The following is a 21,407-nucleotide window of genomic DNA, read 5'->3' as shown; positions in this document are numbered from 1 at the left end:
TTCATCCAGGCAATGCCTCAACCTCAACAGGAGTCAACATGCGTAAAGTCATCAAAACCGGTCTGCCAGACGGATCCGCCCCCGTGGAATGGGCAACCGTGGGCGGTAAGACCCTCTACACCGCCAGCATCCCGATCCACGCCGATGGCAGCATCGAAACCGGCGACATCGCCACTCAGACCGAGCTGACGTTGCAGAACCTCAAACAGACCATCGAAGCCGCTGGCGGCAGCATGGACGACTACACCCAGCTGCAGGTGATCCTCACCGACAAGCAGTATTTCGAGGGGATGAACGCGGTCTATCGCCAGTTTTTCAATGCGCCTTTTCCTAACCGCGCGACGATCATTGCCGACCTTATGGTGCCTGGCGCCAAGATCGAGATCATCGCCAACGCCTACCTGGAACAGTAAAGCCATGACCGCCACGATCATCATCGGTGCTGGCGTCATTGGCGCCACGACTGCGTACTTCCTCGCTCGCGAAGGTTTGTCGGTCACCGTTCTGGACAGCCAGCCTGAGCCGGGGATGGAAACCAGTTTTGCCAATGGTGGTCTGCTGGCGGCCAATAGCGCGCTGCCCTGGTCATCCCCGGGCACGCCGCTGCAAATGCTCAAGTGGCTGGGGCGCGAAGACGCACCTCTGCTGCTGCGCCCCTCGGCGATCCCTGCATTGGGCAGCTGGGGGCTGAAGTTTCTCGCCAATTGTCGTGACAGCAAATACCGCGACACGGCCAATACACTCACCCGTTTCGCACAACACAGCCTGGGTCTGATGAATACGCTGCTCGAACGCGAGTCGTTGAAATTCGACCTGGGGCGGGGCGGGTTTCTGGAAATTTTCAAGGGGCCCGGCGCACGGGCGAGCGCCGAAGCCTTCGCCACCCTGCTCGAACGCATGGGCGCCCGTGTCAGTCGGCTTGACCGCCTGGGCTGCGTAACGCTGGAGCCGTCTCTGAGGCCCATTGAATCGAGCATCGAAATCGGCCTCTGGCTGGAAAACGACTGCTGGGGGGACGCCCACAAGTTCACCCGTGAAATCGCCAGGGTGGCGGCCGGTGAGGGCGTGCGCTTCGAATATGGCGCCGAGGTGAAAGGGCTTGAGGTGCGCAACGCAAAGATCACCGGCGTGAAGCTCGCCAATGGCCGCCTTGAGGCCGAACGGGTCATCGTCTGCGGCGGCGCGGCGTCTGCGAAGCTGCTGGCGCCCTGGGGCGTGAAAATCCCCGTGGCACCGGTAAAGGGCTATTCCCTGACGCTCGATCGTGACGAAGTGGGCATCGCTCCGACACGGCCTATCGTCGATGATCACGAGCACATCTGCGTGACGCCGCTGGGGGACCGCTTACGCGTGGCCGGCACCGTGGAGTTCGCCGGCAACGACCGCACATTGCGCGAGTCAAGGGTGGCGAATCTCAAGCAGGCGTTGCGCAATCTGTATCCGCAGATACGCATGCCGCCCGAGGTCAACGCCTGGTGCGGCATGCGCCCCATGACCGTCGACGGTCTGCCGTACATCGACGCCACACCGGTGGAGAATCTGTTGGTCAACACCGGCCACGGCGCATTGGGCTGGACGCTGGCCTGTGCCAGTGCCGAACGCATCACCCAGTTGGTCACGGGCAGCTACGCGCCGAATGTCGGGGCGTTCAAGCTCTACCGCCGAGTGATTTGAAACCCGGATGTCGATGCCGGGCCGCGCGGTCAGGTCTGCCCCGGCAACCGCGCCAGCGGCGGCTCGTTAATCTTTCCAGGCACCGTTTCCAGGTGTGGCTATGCTTGACCGGACGAATGGGTCCGCCTCATTCGCCACCCCGGTCTCGACAAGGAAAGTTGTCATGAATCTGCATTCGCTCGCCAAAGCCGTTGCTGTCATGGCTCAAGGAGATGGCGCATGAAACATTCGAATGAGTGGAGAGGCCTGGCAGCATCCGGGTTGTTCATCACGGTCGGGTTCGTCCCTGCTGTCCATGCAGAGGATTCAGCGGAACTTGCGAAAAAGGCGCTGAACCCTGTCGCCGCGATGTACAGCTTGCCGGTGCAGTACAACTGGGACCAGGAAATCGGGCCGACGGGCAATGGCATGCACAGCGTGACCAATATCCAGCCGGTGTTGCCGTTCACTCTGAATAAGGACTGGAATCTGATTTCCCGCACCATTTTGCCGGTCATCGATCAACACGGTCTGGCACCTGACGGCGCGGCGGACAAATCCGGAATTGGCGACATCACCCAGAGCTTTTTCTTCTCACCGAAAAAACCGACCGACAACGGCTGGATACTCGGCGCAGGTCCCGCCATTCTGATCCCGACTAGCAGCGATGAGCTGTTGGGTAACGAACAGTGGGGGCTGGGGCCCACCGCTGTTGCATTGAAACAGTCGAACGGCTGGACCCGAGGCATCCTCGCCAATCACATCTGGGGCATCGACAGCCAGCCGGGCCATGACAAGGACAAGGTCAATCAGACGTTCCTGCAACCCTTTCTTTCCTACACCACCAGCACCCTGACCACCTATGGCGTGAACACCGAGTCGACGTTCAACTGGCAATCCCGTGAATGGTCGGTGCCGGTCAACCTGACGGTGACTCAACTGCTTAAGATCAGCGGGCAGCCGCTGACGATCCAGGCCGGGCCACGATACTGGTTCGACCAGGACGGGGACGGCGCTCAGGGCTGGGGATTTCGGGCGGCAGTGACGTTGCTGTTCCCGCGCTGACGGCGATTGTCAGTGCTCATGACTGGGTACCAAGGCGCGAATCCGTCGCGTTGCCTCGGGCGTCGCGGGGTTGCAGACAATCATTCCCAGATCCGGAAGGGCGTGGGCAGCCTGAAACTTCGCTGATGTCATGGGCAACCCACCACAAAAAACGGGTCAGGCAGACCGCTGAATCGCGCTTTCGATAGTGCTTCAGGATATGAAGCCAGTACCCGGACAAGCTGGTTTCGGAACATCCTGCTGAAAACGACGTCAACCCCCCAGAGTTCGAACGCATCCACTCCTGGAGACCGCGCACATGTCAGACACAACCCCCCTCACCATCGCCGTGCTCCTGGGCTCCGTGCGCGTTGATCGACAAGGCATAAAGGCGGCTCGATTGCTCGTATCGGCGCTTGAAAAACGGGGGCACGAGGCGGTGCTGGTCGACCCGATGGACATTCGCCTCCCGCTGCTCGACCGCATGTACAAGGAATACCCCAAAGGTGGTGCGCCGGTGGAGCTCGAGCGGCTGGCCAGTCTGTATCGACGCGCTGACGGCTTTCTGCTGGTCAGCGCCGAATACAACCATGGGGTGCCTCCGGCGTTGAAGAACCTGCTCGATCATTTCCTTGAAGAGTACTTCTGGCGTCCTTCGGCGATTGCCTGTTATTCGGCAGGCGGATTCGGCGGCGTGCGCGCTGCCATGCAACTGCGAATGATCCTCGGGGAACTGGGCATGCCGAGCATTCCCAGCCTGTTTTCCATTCCGCGTATCGGTGAGGCGCTGGCCGATGACGGGCAGCCCAGGGACGAACGCACCAGCCAACAAATGGCGGGTTTTCTGGACGAGTTCGAGTGGTACGCGCAAGCGTTGAGGCAGCAACGGGTGGGCGGCACGCCTTATTGAGCGCCTGGGTGCCAAATGGCGGGTCAACCCATCCGCTGCATCTGGTCGACGAACACCATGATCGTCCCGCCGACCATCAGCAGGACGATCACCGCCGTGAACAGGATGAGTCCGAGTTCATCGCGCCCGGAGCGCTTTGTGCCGATGTGCAGGAAGCAATAGAGGTGGACGACGATCTGTGCCAGCACCAGCACGAGCACCCACGTCAGGGTCGAAGACCTGGACAGGCCGGCCCACTGCACCAGGGCGGTCGGAACGGCGGTCAGGATGATCGCCAGCAGCAATCCCGACCGATAAAGCCGTAGCGTTCGCCGATAACCGTCGTGTCTTTCCATCAGACCAGCCCCTGCAAATAGACGATTCCGTAAATGGCGACCCAGATGACGTCGAGGAAGTGCCAGAACAGCGCCAGGCAGTTGAGGCGCAGCCTGACTCTGGCGTCCAGCCCGAAGACTTTCAGTTGTACCAGCATCACCACGAGCCACAGGCAGCCCGCCGTGACATGCAGGCCGTGGGTGGAAACCAGTGCGTAGAACGCCGAAAGAAAACCGCTGCGTTGCGCAGTGGCTCCGTCGCCGATCATCAGGCGGAAGTCGTTGAGCTCCATGCCGATAAAGGCCAAGCCCAGGATCAGCGTCGTGCATAGCCACGTGACGAGTACACCGAGCCTTTCAGGGCGGTAAGTGAGGTTCAACGAGGCCATGGCGAAGGTAAAACTGCTGATCAGCAACAGCAGGGTTTCGATGAGGCTCGTCTTGAGGTCGAACAACGCCTTGCCGGCCGGCCCGCCGTCGGTGGCATGAACCATCGTGGCGTAAACGGCAAACAGCAGCGCGAAGATCAGCGCGTCGCTCATCAGGAATACCCAGAAGCCGAGCAGCCTGGGTTGCGCTTCCCGTTCATGGTCGTGCGCACGGCTGGGCCTCATCGGCAGGGGAACCACGGGATGGCTGCTGTTCATGTCCTCACCTGCGCCAGACCGGCATTACGCTGGCTGTGTTCTTGCTCGCGGGGCACGGCAGTGGCGCATCGTATCCGTTGGGCGCGCTGCTCTTGAGCCTCGCGTAACGCCTGGGCGGTAATCACCCGTTCGGTCTCTGGCACGAAACTGCGAGCTATTACCGCGCCCCAGGCGATCAGCAAACCTCCTGCCGCCGCCCAGCCGATGTGCCACACCAGACCAAATGCGCAGACGAACGATGCTGCGCCAATTATCACGGGCGTCGCGCTGTTCTTCGGCAGACGGATGTCTTCGAACAGTAGAACCGGTGCCTGTGCCAGGCCATGCTCCTTGAGCCAGGTGAACGGGTCGCGATCGTGGATCGTGGGCACCACGGCGAAGTTGTACTCGGGCGGCGGGGCAGAGGTGGTCCACTCAAGCGTGCGCCCATCCCATGGGTCGCCCAGCGGCACGGCGTTTCGCTGGCGATCCCGAATGCTGACCCACAGCTGCACGTACAGCCCGACCAGCGCCAGGCTCAACAGTACCGCGCCCAGTTCGGCGGCCCACAATAGCGGTGCGAACTCAGGGTTGAAGATCGCCTGGGATCGTCTCGGCATGCCCGAAACCCCGAGCACGTAAAGCGGCATGAATGCCAACAGAAAACCCGCCCCGAAACATAGCGCAGTAAAGCGTCCCCAGCGTTCATCGAGCCGGAAACCGAAGGCCTTGGGAAACCAGTAACTGTACCCGGCGAGCATGCCGAACAGCGTGCCGGGTATCAGCATGTTGTGAAAATGGGCGACCAGATACACCGTGTTGTGCACCTGATAATCCACCGGTGGCGTCGCAAGCGTGATGCCGGTCAGGCCGCCGATCACGAACATCATCAGGAACATCGCCGAATAGATGATCGGCACCGAAAAGCGTACCCGGCCGCGGTACAGGGTGAGCATCCAGTCGTAGATCTTGACCCCCGTCGGAATGCCGATGAGCATGGTGGCGATGCCGAAAGCAGCGTTGACCGCTGCGCTCTGGCCCATGGTGAAAAAGTGGTGCAGCCAGACCGTGAACGACAGCACCGTGATGCCGATGGAGGCCCAGACCAGTGACCGGTAGCCATAAAGTCGCTTGCCGCTGAAGGTGGCGAAGACCTCCGAAAAAACCCCGAACGCCGGGAGAATCAGGATGTACACCTCCGGATGGCCGAACAACCAGAACAGGTTGACGAAGTTCATCAGGTTGCCGCCGTGGGTATTGGTGAAGAAGTGAAAATCCAGGTAGCGGTCCAGTGCCAGCAACAGCGTTGCCACGGTCAGGGGCGGCATTGCGAAGATCATCAATACGCTGGTACACAAGGCGGTCCAGGTGAACAAGGGCATTCTGAAAAGGGTCATTCCCGGGCAGCGATCCTTGTAAATCGTCACTGCGAAATTCAGCCCCGTCAGCGTGCTGCCGATGGAACTGAGGGTCAGCGCCCAGATCCAGTAATCGGGACCGACGCCCGGCTGATAATCCACCCCGGTGAATGGGGGGTAACCGCTCCAGCCCCCAGTCGAGAACTTGCCGAGCATCAGCGAAGCCATCACCAGCGCCGCACCGGCAGCCGTCAACCACAACGAGATCGCATTGAGCAGCGGAAAGCGTACATCCCGCGCGCCGATCTGCTGGGGCATGACGAAATTGATCAGGCCGGTCAGAAACGGCATCGCCATGAAGAAGATCATGATGCTGCCGTGGGTACTGAACATCTGGCTGAAGTGTTCGGGGGTCAAATAGCCTTCGGCGTTGATGGCCAGCGCCTGCTGGGTGCGCATCATCACCGCTTCGATCAGGCCGCGCATCAGCATGATCAGCGCCAGCGCCACGTACATGATGCCGATTCGCTTATGGTCCAGGCTGGTAAACCATTCGCGCCACAGATAAAGCCATTTGCGTTTGAGCGTGATCGCCAGCAACACACTGACAATCACCAACAAGACCAGTGACGCGGCCGCGGTGGCCACTTTGCTGTACAGCGGCAGCGCGTTGTAGTCGAGCCTGCCCAGCAGCGAGTACCAGACCGCGCTCGACTCATTCATTGGACTTCCCCGGAGTGGGGCTGTCGCAGGCTGTCGGGCTGCTGCCATGGAACGCGTGCATGACCCATTCGAACAGGCCCGGCTGTACGCTGCGGTAAACCGACGGCGGAACCTGCGACGGGCTCTGGCTCAGGTGCAGGTAGCTCGCGCAATCCAGCGTTGCGTTCGCCTGGTGTGTCGTATCCAGCCATTGCTCGAACGCTTCTGGGCCCAGGGATCGGGTGATGAAGCTTTGCTGCTGAAAACCGATGCCATTGAACTGCGTGTTGCGGCCGGTGAATTCTCCGGCCACATCAGCTTGCAGGTACTGCTGTGTACGCATGCCTGCCATGGCATAGATCTGACCTGCCAGACGCGGGATCATCATCGATTGCATGACAGTGCCGCTGGTCAGACTCAAGTGGACGCTGCGCCCGCTGGGTATGACCAGTTCGTTGACCGTGGCGACGCCTTGTTCGGGGTAGATGAACAGCCATTTCCAGTCCAGTGCAATGACCTGAACCTCCAGGGAAGACCTGGAATCGGCAAGCGGTCGATACGGGTCCAATTGGTGAGTGCGCGTCCAGGTCAATGCGCCCAGTCCGATCACCACCAGCACCGGTACACCCCAGCTCAGGATTTCAAAGGGCAGCGAGAGCTCCCAGTGCGGCCGATACGTGGCCTCTTGCTGGCCGTAACGATAGCGCCAGAGCAGCCAGGGAGTCAGGATCAGTACCGGCAGCACCACCACCATGGACACGCCGACGATCCAGAAAAACAGGTCCCGTTGCGCACTGGCGACGGGACCTGCTGGGTGAAGAAAGCCGGAACTCAACGGCGTGCAGCCGCAGAGACAGGTCGCGAGCGTTGTCGCAAAGGTCGCTCGCCTCACTGTGCCTGCTAGAGCTCGAGTCGGCATGACTCACATCCGGCGTTCGCCCGCCGTTACTCTTTGGCGGCATCACCACCGTGGGCGGCGGCGAGTTTCTTCGCTTCGTTCAGGTGATGCTTCAGCTTGGGAAGGGTGTCGGACGCGAATTTCTTGAGGTCAGCGTCTTTGCCGTTGGCCGCTTCCTCTTCGAACAGGGCGATGGTCGCCTCATGCGCCTTGACCTGATTGTTGGCGTACGCCTGGTCGAACGATTTGGCGCTGCGCAACTCCAGAATCATCGCCTTGGCCTTGTCCATCAACTGCGGATAACTGGAGACTTCCAGCTTTTTCTCCTGCGCGATGGCTTTGAGCTTGTCGTTGGCTGCCGTGTGATCGGACACCATCATCTGCGCAAACGACTTCACATCGGCGGCAACGCCTTTCTCCTGAGCCAGCTTGCCCGCTTCGACCTCAGCGACCCCTTTGGCGGAAGCGTCTTCCACGAAGTCATCCGAATCCTGAGCGGCAAATGCGCTGCTGCATCCCATAGAAAGCACCACTGCCAGTGCGCTGATCTGCAAATAATTGGCCATTTTGAACATTCCTTATAATTGGACGGATATTGCCGGGCAACGTCCTCGCGGACGGCTTGCAAATGTCGACTTGCCGAGTTTGCAAATGTTCCACGTTTCGGCTGCGCGGTGTGGGAGGGGCAATTCGCGCATGCTCCGATCGGTGCGGCGACAGAGCGCGCAGGTAAGCAACCGTTGTTCATCCGGTTCGCTTTTTCCCTCGGTCATTGCGCCTGCGCAGGCCGTTTGTCGTCCCGGCAACGCGCTGCTGTGAACGAGCCTGATCAGGGCGCAGTCATGAGCTTGAGCCCCGTTGAATACCGGACCGTCAGACAAAGGAATCGCCATGTCGCTTATCCATCCCGCAGCGCATTACCGGCCTTATACCTCCGCATCCGGCGGGTGGGGTTCGGCTCATGCCGTGATGAATATCCTTTGGCGCGAGCAGGCGCTGTTCAGCACACCTGCCGCGCTGCTGAAGCAGAACAAACCCAAAGGCTTCGCATGCGTCAGCTGTGCCTGGGCCAAACCGGGTAACCCCCACGCGCTTGAGTTCTGCGAAAACGGCGCAAAAGCCACGGCCTGGGAGCTGACCTCGTCGAAGACCTCGCCGGCGTTCTTCGAAGAGCACACGCTGACTGAGCTTCGGGACTGGACTGACTATGCGCTCGAGCAGCACGGACGGCTGACGCACCCTCTGCGTTACGACGCCGAGACTGACCGTTATCGCCCGACCACCTGGGAGCAGGCGTTCGCGGGAATCGGTGAACAGCTGAAGGCGCTGAGCCCCGATGAGGTGGTGTTCTATGCGTCCGGCCGCGCCTCCCTCGAAACCTCGTTCATGTACCAACTGTTTGCCCGCGCGTACGGCACCAACAACCTGCCGGACAGCTCGAACATGTGCCACGAAAGCACCTCGGTGGGGCTTCAGGAGAGCATTGGTGTGCCGGTCGGGACCGTGACGCTGGCGGACTTCGAGCACACCGACTGCATTTTTTTCTTCGGTCAGAACGTTGGCAGCAACAGTCCGCGCATGCTTCATCCGTTGCAGGAAGCGCGCAAACGCCATGTCCCGATCATCACCTTTAACCCGATCCGCGAGCGAGGGCTTGAACGTTTCGTCAACCCGCAATCGCCCGTGGAAATGGTCGGGCCCGAATCGACGGTGATCAGCACCCAGTACCATCAGGTCGCGATCGGAGGCGATATGGCGGCCGTTATGGGCATGGTCAAAGCGTTGCTGGCAATGGACCGTTCGGCCATTGAGCGTCAGACCGAACCGGTGCTCGACCACGGATTCATCGCCGAACACACCGATGGTTTCGAGGAGTTTGTCGCGGAGGTCGAGCGTCACTCATGGGAAGCGCTGGAACGCCGCGCCGGACTCAGTCGTGGGGCGATGGAAGCCGCCGCGACGGTGTATGCGCGCAGCGAGCGGGTGATGGTGATTTATGGCATGGGCATGACCCAGCACCGCCACGGTGTCGAGAACGTGCAGATGCTGGTTAACCTGTTGTTGCTGCGCGGCAATATCGGCAAGACCGGCGCTGGCATCTGTCCGGTGCGCGGGCATTCCAACGTGCAAGGGCAGCGTACGGTGGGCATCACCGAAGATCCGGCAAAAGTGCCGGTGGACAAGATCGAGTCGTTGTTCGGGTTCAAGGTCCCGCAGCGCAAGGGCCTTGCCACTGTCGACAGTTGCGAGGCCATGCTGGACGGCAGCGTCAAAGGTTTCATCGGTCTGGGGGGCAACTTTCTGCGCGCCATTCCCGACACCCACCGGATGGAGCCGGCCTGGGCAGGGTTGACGCTGAACGTGCAGGTCGCCACCAAGCTCAACCGCAGCCACTTGCTGCCCGGAAAACAGGCCTGGCTGTTGCCGTGTCTGGGGCGTATCGAGCTGGATTGCCAGGAGGGCGTCGAACAGGTCTACAGCACCGAGGACAGCACCGGATGCATTCATGGCTGGCAGGGAAGGGCAGCGCCGGCCAGCGATCAACTGCGCTCGGAAACCGCCATCATTGCAGGCATCGCGCAAGCGACCCTGGATGGCAGCGAACGCGTCCCGTGGGATGCCTGGCGCCGCGACTATGCGCAGATTCGTGCGGCCATTGCGCAGGTGTACCCCGAGATTTTCCATGACATGGAAACGCGCATGTGGGCGCCAGGTGGTTTTCACCGCCCGCTTGCGGCGGCGCAGCGTCAGTGGAAGACCGAGACTGGCAAGGCGCGATTCATTACAGCTCGCCATCTCGACGAGGACGACGATGTTTCCTCAGGCGACGGGGCGCGCGATGTCATCCAGCTGATGACGCTGCGCAGCAACGATCAGTTCAACACCACGGTCTATGGCTACAACGACCGCTTTCGTGGCGTGCACGGCACTCGCAGCGTGGTGTTCATGAACCGCAACGACGTGGTGCGCCTGGGCTTTGCGGCCGGTGACTGGGTCAGGTTGCGCACGGCGGTGGAGCCTGAGGTGCGGCGCGAGGTCGGGCCCATGCAGATCATCGTCTACGACATACCCGAAGGGTGCGCCGCGGCCTACTACCCGGAATGCAATCCACTGGTCCCGCTCTGGCATTACGCCGAACGCAGCAAGGTGCCGGCGGCGAAATCAGTGCCCGTGACGCTTCACGCAACGCTGCCGGACACGCAGGCGCAGGCACGAGCTGTACCTCTTCAGGATCAAGTGATCTAGGTCGGGTAGACCAGGTGAAGTAGTTCGGGCCGAAAACGGGTGGCTGGGGCTTAATCGCCGAACATCCCCAGCAGCAACACCATGTTCAAACCGATGATCAGCAAGGCGATCGCCCAGGCCAGGGTCGTCAGGACCGGGCCGGTGACGAAGCTGCCCATGAGTTTGCGATCCGAGACGAAGCGCACCAGTGGCACGATGGCGAATGGCAGTTGCATGGAGAGGATCACCTGACTGAGCACCAGCAGCTTCGCCGTCCCCTCGGCCCCATACAGGCTCGTTACCACGATCACCGGAATGATCGCCAGCCCCCGCGTCAGCAGGCGCCGCACCCAACCGGGCAACCTCAGGCGCAGAAAGCCTTCCATGACGATCTGTCCCGCTAGCGTCGCCGTGACGGTGGAATTGATGCCAGATGCCAGCAGCGCCACGGCGAACAGCATTGATGCGATGCCTACCCCGAGCATCGGCGAGAGCAGATGATAGGCCTGTTCGATTTCCACCACATCGGTCTTGCCGGCTTTGTGAAAGACCGTGGCCGCAGTGATAAGGATGGCCGCATTGACGAAGAGCGCCAGGGTCAGGGCGATGCTGCTGTCGGTGACCGCCCAGCGCAGGCCGATCTTGCGGCCCTCGTCGGTTCGCGGGTAGGCACGGGTCTGGACGATGGAGGAGTGCAGGTACAGGTTATGCGGCATCACCGTCGCGCCGATGATACCGATCGCCAGGTACAGCGCGGCCGGATTGGTCACGATCTCGGCTTTGGGAATGAAGCCGGCGAACAGCTCGGCCATGTCCGGCCGGGCCAGTACCATCTGGATCGCGAAGCAGCCGAAGATGATCAGCAGCAAGGCGATGACGAATGCCTCCAGCGCCCTGAAACCTTTGCCCATCAGCAGGAATATCAGAAAAACGTCGATGGCGGAGATCACTGCTCCCCAGACCAGCGGAATGCCGAACAGCAGGTTCAAGGCAATTGCGGTGCCGATGACCTCGGCGAGGTCGCAGGCGATGATCGCGATCTCGCAGGCGATCCACAGCGCGATACAGACCGGCCGGCTGTAGCGCTCGCGACAAGCCCGGGCCAGATCCCAGCCGGTGACGATGCCAAGGCGCGCTGACAGTGCCTGCAGCACGATGGCCATGAGGTTGGACAGCAGAATCACCGAGAGCAGCATGTAGCCGAACTGCGAGCCACCGGCCAGGTCGGTTGCCCAGTTGCCGGGGTCCATGTAACCCACGGCCACCATGTAACCGGGGCCGGTAAATGCCAGCAAGCGCTTGAACCAGTTGCCGGTTTTAGGCAGAGCGACGCTGGCGCTGGGCATGCCGCCACCCAATGTGTCGTCGCCGGGATTGGCCCGGTGCTTTATCGGTTGCATCAGTCGCTGTCCCGCTCTGGTGAAGGTCGTCTTTGCTCTCAGTCCCATCCGCGGAGCGATCCGCGTGGCGATGTGCCGAACGCGGCGATCCGGGCTGTGCGCGTAGTCAGGGTTAGCCTAATAACGTTTGACTCGCCAGTGAGTTTAGATAATCCCCAAAACCTTCCTTGCAGCGACAGTGTTTACGGGCACTGGTGGTGACGCTGTTGCGGGCGGTCCAGACAATGCGGGCGTCGGTGCGTTGCAGGTCCTGGACCAGGTGCACGTCCTCGTGTGCCGACAGCGGCCTGAACCCACCGACTCGCTGGTAGGCAATCGAGGAGACCCCAAGATTGGCACCGTGTATGTGACGATGATCATCCACCGGCCGGTAATGTGCGTCGTAACGGATGCGCACCTGTTCGGAATGTTCGGACCAGTCATCGACCTGCACGATGCCGCAGACCGCGTCGGCGCCAAATGCGACCTGATCCGCAAGCCATGCGTAGGGTACGACGGTGTCCGCGTCGGTAAAGGCCAGCCAGCGAGCGCCGCGTTCGATCATCAATTGTGCGCCCGCGGCCCGTGTCATGCCCACGTTGCGATGGCAGCACGGGTGAGTCAGTACGCCATGGGCCTGGGCGATGCGCGCAGAGTCATCGGTGCAATCGTCAAGCACGATCATGATCTCCACCGCTTCTCCCTTCAGTTGCTCGTGACTGGAGGCGGCAATCAGTGACTTGATGCAGTCATCCAGAAAATCCTGTTCGTTGTGCGCGGGGACAATGATTCCGATCATGAGCGAGTCTCGTCTGGGCGCCTGCGGTTATCGCGTCAGCCTGTGGATGTCGACAGAGCGGATAAAAAATTGGTTTCAAGTATTTTCGTTTTTGAGGACAGAGTGCGTATTGGCCTCGTTTTAAGTGCCCGGCCGCTACAAAGATTGAATTAGTTGCATCCGCGCCACTCATAGAGGATGAGTGCGAGAGCTCCCCCGGTGCTCTGAACGTCGCTGTCTTGCGCCGGGGTTAATTTTCAACGCATCGACGCCGCTATATTGCGGCGTCGATGCGTTTTACGTTGAGGTGCAGGGCGGGTCGGTTCAGGCCGCTTGCAGGGACTTGCCGATGGCCGCGTTGAACGCTGGGAGATCGTCCGGGTTGCGCGAGGTGATCAGCGTCCAGCCATTGGCCGGGCACTCCTTGACTTGAGCATCGACCCAGTCTGCCGCCTTGGCGTTCAGCAGGTCAGTTCGCACGCTCGGGTAGGAGGTGAGGGTCTTGCCAGCCACCACGCCGGCATCGATCAACAACCACGGGCCGTGACAGATCGCAGCGACGGTTTTGCCGGCGCTGGTGAATTCAGTTACCAGCCGCTGGGCATCGGTGTCTTGTCTGAGGGTATCGGCATTGACCGTGCCACCAGGGATCACCAGGGCATCGAACTGATCGGCGCTAAGGCCGGCCAGTCGGGTGTCGGACGTGACGCTGGTGTCTTTCTCGGTGTCATGAACGAAGGTTTGGGCGGCGCCACCTTCGATGGTCGCGTGGGTCACTGCTGCGCCCATGCCTTTGAGTGCCTCCAGCGGCTTGAGCAGTTCATCGCGCTCGATGCCAGTGTTGGCGGTGATGATCAGGACCTTCTTGCCGTTCAGCTCAGTGCTCATGGTTCGATTCCTCTGTGGTGAGAACTGCACCCGCCAGAAAACGGATGCTGTTGGCTCTGAGAGGGAATCGAAAAAGCGAAGTTCAGCGAGATTGCGTCATCGGCGATGAGTGTCGGTGGACCCTTACAGACATTCGCGCGCGGCGTTCTCCAATGCGCTGCGACCGAAGGCCGAGGCAAGCGGAGCACGTTGGTAAAGGAACACACGAGTATTGGGATTGCCCTTGAAGACTTCAAGGATATCGTCCTGTGCCACTTTGCCGGAAACCATCACTTTGTAGTGGCCCTTGGTCTCGGCCAGGGTGGCATCGGGCTTGATGGCTTGCCATTTGGCGAATACGCACTGTGCGTAATCGGCGGCAGGCTTGGGGGTTTCGAGATTGACAGACGGATTGTTCGGAGTAGAGCCGCAGCCGGTCAATGCAACGGCCAGCACGCTGGGAAGTAGAAAAAGACGCATCTATTTCATCCTGAAAACAGAAGTGGAAACACTTTATAAAGAGACGGACAGCAACGCCATATCAAACGCAGCGCTACCCGACGTGTTTAACGTGAAGGGCGAGCTCATTGTTTTGTCTCGATTAAATAACGTACGAAGTTAAGAAACAAAATCATTTGCGTCGATGATGGGCGCGCCCACTATTGGTGGGCGCGTATGTTGACCAGCAAATTCACAAATGAAAAGACCGCTGATCAAAAAACTTCATCGACCTTTCGTGCCGTGAAATGAGTTACGCGATTCAAACGATGGCCCACGCAGGACATGCCGGCCATGAGGGGCATCACATGCAGTAAAAGCCTGGTCAGCGCACCGGGAAGGCGAACATGAATATGCCTGACCTCATCACTGAAGCCAGGCATTTTTTTCAAGGTTGTGCGTGCGCAGCAATTACTTCGGCGACAACGCCTCACGCACCTCTTTCACGCTGGCGCTGGACACTGCGGGCGCCGCGTTGCCCCAGGTGTTGCGCACGTAGGTCAACACATCGGCAACGTTCTCGTCCGACAGGTTCCAGCCGAACGCCGGCATTGCCGGAGCAGTGGGTGCCGCATCGGTGGCGCCTGCCCGACTGCCTGCCAGCACCACGCGGATCAGCGACGACGGGTCGTTGCTGTTGATCAGCGGCGCCATGGCCAGTTTCGGGAACAGGTTCGCCACGCCGTCACCGTTTGGCGTGTGGCATGCCGAGCAGCGGTCGGCATAGATCGCTTTGCCCGAGACCATTGAAGCGTCGGTCGCCGCAATCGGCTTGGCGGCTTCAGCCGGTTTGGCACCGTCCTTCAAGTACACCGCAACGGCCATCAGGTCCTGATCGGTCCAGTGCTGCGACGAGTGCTCGACTTCCTCGGCCATGGGCCCGGAAGCGATATCGAAGCGGTTGGTGCCGGTTTTCAGGTAGTTGACGATGTCGTCCTCGTTCCACGCGCCCAGCCCGTCGTGGCCTGTGGAGGTGATGTTCGGCGCGACCCAGTTCTGCAGGTTGGCGCCGGTCAGGAACTGGTCGTTCTTGTCACCGCCGATCAGGTTTTTCGGGGTGTGGCAGGTGCCGCAGTGACCCAGGCCTTCGACCAGATACGCACCCCGGTTCCACTGCTCGGACTTCTGCGGGTTGGCCTTGAATTCGCCTTCCTTGAAGTTGATCAGGTTCCAGCCGATCAGGCTGGTGCGCACGTTGAAGGGGAAGGGCAACTGGTTGGTCTCGACCTTGTTGTCCGACGCATCGACGGTCTTGAGGTAGGCCCAGATCGCCTGGTTGTCTTCACGTGTCACCTTGGTGTACGCGGTGAACGGCATGGCGCCGTACAGGCGTTTGCCGTCCAGACCGTGGCCCTTGGACATGGCGTTCTGGAAGTCGTCGAAACTCCAGCGGCCGATGCCGTTGACCGGGTCCGGGGTGATGTTGGCGCCCGCCAGCTTGCCGAACGGCGTATCAAGAATCACGCCCCCGGAAAACAGCGGTTTGCCGGGAACGGTGTGGCACGCAGTGCAGTCCCCAAGCGTGGTCAGGTAACGACCTTTTTCCACCATGTTGTAGGAGTCGGCGCCCGTGGCAGCAGCGGCCACGTTCAGGGACAGTCCGATAACGCCCGCGCAAACAGTCAGAAGAGTCTTCATACGCTGATCATCTCCCCTGGACGCTTGAGGTATCGGGTGCGAATGGCATCCGCCGCTTTGAAGGCCAGCGCCGCGACGGTGCCGGTCGGGTTGTAGCCGGGGTTCTGCGGGAAGGCCGACGAACCGACCACGAACAGGTTCGGCACACCCCAGACTTGCAGGTATTTGTTGACCGAGCTGTTCTTCGGNGCGGCGAGCTGTTCCAGTGCCCGGTCTGGGCGTTTGGCACCATCTGCCGCGGGTTCATGCTCTTGGCGATCTCGCTGACCTTGCCGGTGACATAGGCCGCCATCTTGCGGTCGTTCTCCGGGAAGTCGAAGGTGATGCGCAGCAGTGGACGACCCAGTGGATCCTTGTAGGTCGGGTCCAGCGACAGGTAGTTGGTGCGTGTCGCGTAGCTGCTCGCTTCACAGCCGATGGACATGGTCGCGGCGTAGTTCTTGACCGTGGCTTTCTTCCACTCCGAACCCCATGCCGGGGTGCCCGGTGGCAGAGGGCGCGAGTCGATGGGCGCGGCGCCGATGGGCGTCACGCGGGTGCTACCGCCGCCGACGAAACCCAGACCCGAGTGGTCGAAGTTGTCGTTGTTGAATTCATCGATACCCATGCCGATGGCACCGCCGCCGATGAAGGGGTTGAAATTCTTGTCGTCGAAGAACATGCGCACGCTGTTGGCGGTCTGGTAGGCGTAGTTACGGCCGGTGGTGCCGGTGTTGGTGACCGGGTCATAGGGCTGGCCGACGCCGGAGAGCAGCATCAGGCGCACGTTTTCGAAGATGAACGCGCTGACGACCACCAGTTCGGCAGGCTGTTCCCACTCCTGGCCGTTGGCGTCCATGTAGACGATGCCGGTGGCGCGTTTGCCGCTGCCGTCCATGGTCACGCGCAGGACTTCGCAATTGGTCATGGCGGTGAAGTTCGGCTTGCGGATCAGCACCGGCAGAACGGTGGTGATGGCGCTGGCCTTGGAGTAGTTGGCGCAGCCGTAGTTGGTGCAGAAGCCGCAATAGGTGCACGGACCCATCGCCACGCCCAGGGAGTTGACGTAAGGCTGCGAGACCAGCGCCGACGGTACCGGAAATGGCTTGTAGCCCAGGTTCTTCGCGGCTTCGGCGAACAGCGTTGGTGCGTAGGTCTGTTTTGTCGGCGGGTTGGGGTATTCCTCCGAACGCGCGCCTTCGAAGGTGTTGCCGCCTTCCTGAATCACGCCCTTGATGTTGCCGGCCTTGCCCGAGACGCCCGCCAGGCGGTCGAACTTGGTGTAGAACGGCTCCATTTCTTCCCAGTCGGTGCCCCAGTCCTGCAGGGTCAGCTCTGGCGACAGTTCCTTGCCATAGCGCTCTTTGAGGTGGGTCGCCAGATGAAATTCGTGTGGCTGAAAGCGGAAAGTGATCCCGGCCCAGTGGTTGCCTGCGCCGCCGGTGCCGTTGCCGGGGTGGAACGAACCCCAACTGCGCATGGGCAGCGCTGTCTCGTTGACGTTGTTGCGAATCGTCGTGGTGTTCTGCCGCGTTCTCAGCATCAGCTCCTGACGACGGCTGTAGCGCAATTCATCGGCGGCGGAGGCCAGGTTGAAGTCAGCGGCGGTGTCGCGCCACGGGCCACGTTCGAAGCCGATAATGTTCAGGCCTTCTTCAGCCAGCTCGTTGGCGATGATGGATCCGGCCCAGCCGAGTCCGACAACCACGACATCCGTGGAAGGTAGTTTTTTGGCCATGTCGAATTAACCCTTCTTGGTCCAGGCAGAGCTGCCGATGATGGAAAGCGGCACCAGGTTCAGCTTCTGGTTGTGCAGACCGATGTACTCGCGGTAGTCGTAGCGGGCGCCGGGGAAACCGATCATTTTCCACGACACCATGTCGCGGTTGCCGCCGTAGACCGGGTCGGCGAAGAAGCCTTCCATGGTATTGCCCAGAATCTGCTGGAAGAACAATTTGGCATCGATGCCGTCCAGCACGATTTCGCCTTTCTCGAGGCCGGTCAGCACCTTGTCCTGATCCTCAGGGGAAAGGGCGGCGAAGCTCTTCTGGAACTGCTTCTGGCAGTAAGCCTCAAGCCCGGCCAGGCCCAGACGGTAGCGGTCGCGGGGGACGAGCTCCGACTGGTCGCCCTGCATCGGCGTGCCTTTCTGGAAAGGGCCCTGCATGTACAGACGGCTGAAGGTGCCGTACTCACCGGCCAACTGGCGGTCGATGAACACCGCGCAACCGGCGTCCTTGCCGCTGACGCTCAGATCATCTGCCGGAATCAGCCGCGCCACGATGGCTTCAACGGCGCTAGCCTCGGCGGCATTGAAGAACTGCCAGCCGGGAGTGTCGTAGTGCATCGGACCGTTGTGATCGAACGGTAGCCATTGCGGAACACCGACGACGGTGGCCGCCTTGGCCGTAGCGGCAGCGCCCACGGCCAGCGTCGTGGCTGAGGACTTCAGCAACTGCCGGCGAGTGAGGCCTTTGGATTTCTCTGTCATTCAGGGCTCCTGCGAACGCGCCTGCCCAGGGGCCATGCCGGGCATGGTCCACAAACAGGCGGCGTAAGTGTGTTTCACGGTTTCGCTCGAGCTGAAAGGTGTTCGAGCAAGGCTTGCTTGTCGCGGGTGTGACGTTAGGTCTCTGGCAAGCCAGCGAGCAAAGAGCGCACGCTAGGCGGGGGAGTGCCATTGCCGACAGCCATCTTTTCCACGCTAGGCGCAATGATAGATGTGTTACCGACTGTTGCCTCCAGTGAAATCGGTAAATGACTGTTACGGATTGGGTAACAGTCTGTTGGTTAAACGTGATGTAGGGCGAATACGGTACAGGTCTGATAGATCCCTGCAAGGCTCGTGGCAGGGCACTTGTCTGTACTGATTCGCGTGGCGCTGCATGGCCGATCAATCTGATGCGGATTTAACGAAAGCATCTGCACCGGTTTTCAGGCAGCCATTGAACAGGATTGGCGCAATAATTCTGCAAAATCAGATCCGTGCAGCCGTCCGGAGGACCGGCAGCGACAGCCTTGAAATCGCTTCCGCCGGACAGCCGGACGGCTACAGGGTGTACGTTGCACAGCGGGAGAAACCCTTCAGCGTTTCATCAACCTGACAGGATTTTCATGAAGTTCGGCCAATGAAGCAGGGCGCTTCTTGGTATCGTGCACGGCATTTGCGTCCCGAGAACGTTCAGCGGACGCTGCCTTTGCCGTTCACATTTTCACCGAGTAGCTGTAGAAATGCCTGATCCGATACCCCTCAAGGACCATGAAAAGGAGACCCGGCTGGTCAACAAACGGTTGATCGCCTGCGCCCTGTTCGTCGTCCTGCTCAGCATCGCCCTGGTCTGCCGGATGTACTTTTTGCAGGTCATCGAGTTCGCCTATCATTCGACGATTTCCGAAAACAACCGCGTCCACGTGCTGCCGATTCCGCCCGAGCGCGGGATGATCTATGACCGCAACGGCGTGGTTCTGGCCGACAACCGCCCCAGCTTCAACCTGACCATGACCCGTGAGCGGGCGGGGGACTGGCATGCGGTGATCGACACCCTGATGCAGATCCTCAGTCTGCCGGACGAAGACCGCATCATCTTCGACAAGGCGATGAAGAACTCGCCGCACCGCTTCGTGCCGGTGACCCTGCTTTACGAGTTGACCGAGGAGCAGATCGCGCTGCTGGCCGTGAACCAGTTCCGCCTGCCGGGGCTGGACGTCGAGGCGCAGTTCGTTCGTCATTACCCGCTGGGCGCGCATTTCGCCCATTCCATCGGCTATGTCGGGCGCATCAACGAGAAGGAAGCGACCCAGCTGGATCAGGTCGAATACCGCGGCACGCAGTCCATCGGCAAAACCGGTATCGAGCGTTTCTACGAGAACGAGCTGCACGGTCACGTGGGCTATGAAGAAGTGGAAACCAACGCCCAGGGCCGGGTGTTGCGCGTACTCAAGCACACCGACCCTGTGGCCGGGAAAAGCATCACCCTGAGCCTGGACGTCAAGTTGCAGGAAGCGGCCGAAGACGCGCTGGGCGATCGTCGTGGTTCGGTGGTGGCGATCGATCCGGCGACGGGCGAAGTGTTGGCGATGGTCAGCAAACCCAGTTTCGACCCGAACCTGTTCGTCACCGGGATCAGCTTCAAGGAATACTCGGCGCTGCGCGATTCGGTCGACCGGCCGCTGTTCAACCGGGTCTTGCGCGGCCTGTATGCGCCGGGCTCGACCATCAAACCGGAAGTGGCGATTGCCGGCCTGGACAGCGGCGTCATCACGCCGTCGACGCGGGTGTTCGATCCGGGTTATTTCCAGCTGCCGGACTTCGACCACAAATACCGCAACTGGAACCACAGCGGCGATGGCTGGGTGGACCTGAACGCGGCGATCATGCGTTCCAACGACACCTATTTCTATGATCTTGCGCACAAGCTGGGCATCGACCGGCTGCACGATTACCTGACTATGTTCGGCATTGGCCAGAAGGTCTCGCTGGACATGTTCGAGGAATCCGCAGGCCTGATGCCGTCCAAGGAATGGAAGCGCATCACCCGGCGTCAGGCCTGGTTCCCCGGCGAGACGGTGATCCTCGGCATCGGTCAGGGCTACATGCAGGTCACGCCGCTGCAACTGGCCCAGGCGACCACGCTGATCGCCAACAAGGGCGTCTGGAACCGTCCGCATCTGGCCAAGGAGATCGGCGGCGTGGCGCCGGTGGACGAGCACCCGATGCCGAATATCGTATTGCGCGATCCCCACGAATGGGACCAGGTCAACAACGGCATGCAGTCGGTGATGCACGACCCGCGAGGCATCGCCCGTGCCGCCGCCCAGGGTGCGCAATACCGCATCGCCGGCAAGAGCGGCACCGCGCAAGTGGTGGCCATCAAGCAGGGTGAGCGTTACAACCGTGAGAAGACCCTGGAGCGTCACCGTGACAACGCCTTGTTCGTCGGCTTCGCCCCGGCCGCCAATCCGAAGATCGCCGTTGCGGTGATGATCGAGAACGGTGAGGCAGGCGGTCGCGTGGCCGGTCCCGTCGTGCGGCAGATCCTCGATGCCTGGCTGCTGGATCAGGACGGCCACCTGAAGCAGCAATATGCAACGCCCAACACCGCCCCGGTGAACCCGAAAGTGCAGGTCGCCGCCCCGAGCAAGACCGTGGCGCAGCCGCCGGTGTGATGGGCTACGCAGGTGTCTCTGTAGGGAGGGCGGGGCCGGCTGCGGTGGGTCAGTCACAGTGCTGTCGACTGACCTACCGCCATCGCGGGCAAGCGCGCTCCTACACTGTTTTGGGTTCAGCTCAGAATCCCGGTCGGCCATAAAACTGCGGTATTGCAGGAGACACCGAACGGCTTCGGGCCGAAGGCCGTGGGAGCCCGACTTGTCGGCGATCTGGCGCGTAGCGGCAGCAAAACCTGCGCGCGCGGTGTGCCTGATGGACCGAGGTGGCTGATCTTACTGCCGGTGCCCGGCAGATCGCCGACAAGCTGGAGCGCCACCCCGGCTGCCTCCCACGCCCTTCGGGCAGAATCAAAAACGATGCAGCCAGCA

At 60.9% G+C, this 21,407-nt stretch carries 19 protein-coding genes; 6 read left to right on the top strand and 13 right to left on the bottom strand.

Annotated elements, in window-relative coordinates; translation table 11 throughout:
- Positions 1-38 precede the first annotated feature (38 nt).
- From D3M70_RS14980 to D3M70_RS14965, 4 genes are all read left to right on the top strand, one after another.
- The gene (locus D3M70_RS14980) at positions 39-413 is read left to right on the top strand and encodes a RidA family protein (protein WP_165869808.1); all 375 of its coding nucleotides are present in this window, start codon (positions 39-41) and stop codon (positions 411-413) included.
- A 4-nt stretch (positions 414-417) separates the two neighbouring features.
- Positions 418-1,674 (top strand): D-amino acid dehydrogenase, encoded by a 1,257-nt coding sequence (locus D3M70_RS14975; protein ID WP_165869807.1) that lies wholly within the window; start codon positions 418-420, stop codon positions 1,672-1,674.
- Positions 1,675-1,893: 219 nt separating this feature from the next.
- Positions 1,894-2,718 (top strand): transporter, encoded by an 825-nt coding sequence (locus tag D3M70_RS14970; protein ID WP_120126512.1) that lies wholly within the window; start codon positions 1,894-1,896, stop codon positions 2,716-2,718.
- A 298-nt stretch (positions 2,719-3,016) separates the two neighbouring features.
- On the top strand, positions 3,017-3,607 hold the full coding sequence (locus tag D3M70_RS14965) for an NADPH-dependent FMN reductase (RefSeq protein WP_120126511.1): 591 nt from the start codon (positions 3,017-3,019) through the stop codon (positions 3,605-3,607).
- Positions 3,608-3,630: 23 nt separating this feature from the next.
- On the opposite strand, the gene D3M70_RS14960 is transcribed toward D3M70_RS14965, so the two are convergent.
- Genes D3M70_RS14960 through D3M70_RS14940 form a run of 5 tightly spaced genes read right to left on the bottom strand, consistent with a single transcriptional unit; the run spans position 3,631 to position 8,071 of the window.
- On the bottom strand, positions 3,631-3,942 hold the full coding sequence (locus tag D3M70_RS14960) for a cytochrome o ubiquinol/quinol oxidase subunit IV (protein WP_120126510.1): 312 nt from the start codon (positions 3,940-3,942) through the stop codon (positions 3,631-3,633).
- Complete coding sequence (locus D3M70_RS14955) at positions 3,942-4,568, bottom strand: cytochrome c oxidase subunit 3 (protein WP_120126509.1); 627 nt, start codon at positions 4,566-4,568, stop codon at positions 3,942-3,944. The genes D3M70_RS14960 and D3M70_RS14955 overlap by 1 nt, the downstream gene beginning before the upstream one ends.
- Positions 4,565-6,598, bottom strand: coding sequence for a cbb3-type cytochrome c oxidase subunit I (locus D3M70_RS14950; protein ID WP_375232980.1), 2,034 nt, complete (start codon positions 6,596-6,598; stop codon positions 4,565-4,567). Before D3M70_RS14950 ends, D3M70_RS14955 begins: the two co-directional genes overlap by 4 nt.
- Positions 6,599-6,620: 22 nt before the next feature.
- The gene (locus D3M70_RS14945) at positions 6,621-7,526 is read right to left on the bottom strand and encodes a COX aromatic rich motif-containing protein (protein WP_120126507.1); all 906 of its coding nucleotides are present in this window, start codon (positions 7,524-7,526) and stop codon (positions 6,621-6,623) included.
- Between the two features lie 26 nt (positions 7,527-7,552).
- A complete protein-coding gene (locus D3M70_RS14940) occupies positions 7,553-8,071 on the bottom strand; it encodes a DUF4142 domain-containing protein (protein WP_120126506.1) in 519 nt (172 codons plus the stop codon).
- 325 nt (positions 8,072-8,396) lie between these two features.
- On the opposite strand from D3M70_RS14940, the gene D3M70_RS14935 reads away from it, so the two are divergent.
- Positions 8,397-10,751 (top strand): FdhF/YdeP family oxidoreductase, encoded by a 2,355-nt coding sequence (locus tag D3M70_RS14935; protein WP_120126505.1) that lies wholly within the window; start codon positions 8,397-8,399, stop codon positions 10,749-10,751.
- Between the two features lie 50 nt (positions 10,752-10,801).
- Here D3M70_RS14935 and D3M70_RS14930 read toward each other — a convergent pair whose 3' ends face one another.
- The 8 genes from D3M70_RS14930 to D3M70_RS14900 all read right to left on the bottom strand — a co-directional run bounded on the left by D3M70_RS14930 (position 10,802) and on the right by D3M70_RS14900 (position 18,360).
- Positions 10,802-12,076: an Nramp family divalent metal transporter gene (locus tag D3M70_RS14930; protein WP_218568429.1), complete on the bottom strand. Its 1,275-nt coding sequence runs from the start codon at positions 12,074-12,076 to the stop codon at positions 10,802-10,804.
- A 166-nt stretch (positions 12,077-12,242) separates the two neighbouring features.
- Positions 12,243-12,908 (bottom strand): glycosyltransferase family 2 protein, encoded by a 666-nt coding sequence (locus tag D3M70_RS14925; RefSeq protein ID WP_120126503.1) that lies wholly within the window; start codon positions 12,906-12,908, stop codon positions 12,243-12,245.
- Positions 12,909-13,211: 303 nt separating this feature from the next.
- The gene (locus D3M70_RS14920) at positions 13,212-13,775 is read right to left on the bottom strand and encodes a type 1 glutamine amidotransferase domain-containing protein (RefSeq protein ID WP_120126502.1); all 564 of its coding nucleotides are present in this window, start codon (positions 13,773-13,775) and stop codon (positions 13,212-13,214) included.
- Positions 13,776-13,898: 123 nt separating this feature from the next.
- Positions 13,899-14,234 carry a hypothetical protein gene (locus D3M70_RS14915; RefSeq protein ID WP_120126501.1) on the bottom strand — a complete coding sequence of 112 codons (336 nt, stop codon included), beginning with the start codon at positions 14,232-14,234 and terminating at the stop codon, positions 13,899-13,901.
- A 429-nt stretch (positions 14,235-14,663) separates the two neighbouring features.
- Positions 14,664-15,890 (bottom strand): cytochrome c, encoded by a 1,227-nt coding sequence (locus D3M70_RS14910; RefSeq protein ID WP_120126500.1) that lies wholly within the window; start codon positions 15,888-15,890, stop codon positions 14,664-14,666.
- Complete coding sequence (locus tag D3M70_RS33225; protein WP_256659878.1) at positions 15,887-16,021, bottom strand: hypothetical protein; 135 nt, start codon at positions 16,019-16,021, stop codon at positions 15,887-15,889. Before D3M70_RS33225 ends, D3M70_RS14910 begins: the two co-directional genes overlap by 4 nt.
- Before the next feature lie 58 nt (positions 16,022-16,079).
- A partial coding sequence (locus D3M70_RS33220; protein WP_256659877.1) for a GMC family oxidoreductase N-terminal domain-containing protein occupies positions 16,080-16,914 on the bottom strand: 835 nt, incomplete at its 3' end.
- Positions 16,915-17,613: 699 nt separating this feature from the next.
- Positions 17,614-18,360 carry a gluconate 2-dehydrogenase subunit 3 family protein gene (locus tag D3M70_RS14900; RefSeq protein ID WP_120126499.1) on the bottom strand — a complete coding sequence of 249 codons (747 nt, stop codon included), beginning with the start codon at positions 18,358-18,360 and terminating at the stop codon, positions 17,614-17,616.
- Between the two features lie 740 nt (positions 18,361-19,100).
- Between D3M70_RS14900 and mrdA the strand changes: the two genes are divergently transcribed.
- Positions 19,101-21,035, top strand: coding sequence for a penicillin-binding protein 2 (gene mrdA / locus D3M70_RS14895; RefSeq protein ID WP_120126498.1), 1,935 nt, complete (start codon positions 19,101-19,103; stop codon positions 21,033-21,035).
- Positions 21,036-21,407: the final 372 nt, after the last annotated feature.

Origin of the sequence: Pseudomonas sp. LS-2 (assembly GCF_003605735.1) — a bacterium.
Taxonomy (GTDB): Bacteria; Pseudomonadota; Gammaproteobacteria; order Pseudomonadales; family Pseudomonadaceae; genus Aquipseudomonas.
Note: the sequence above shows the minus strand (reverse complement) of the source record. Positions and strands in the feature narration are given on the sequence as shown.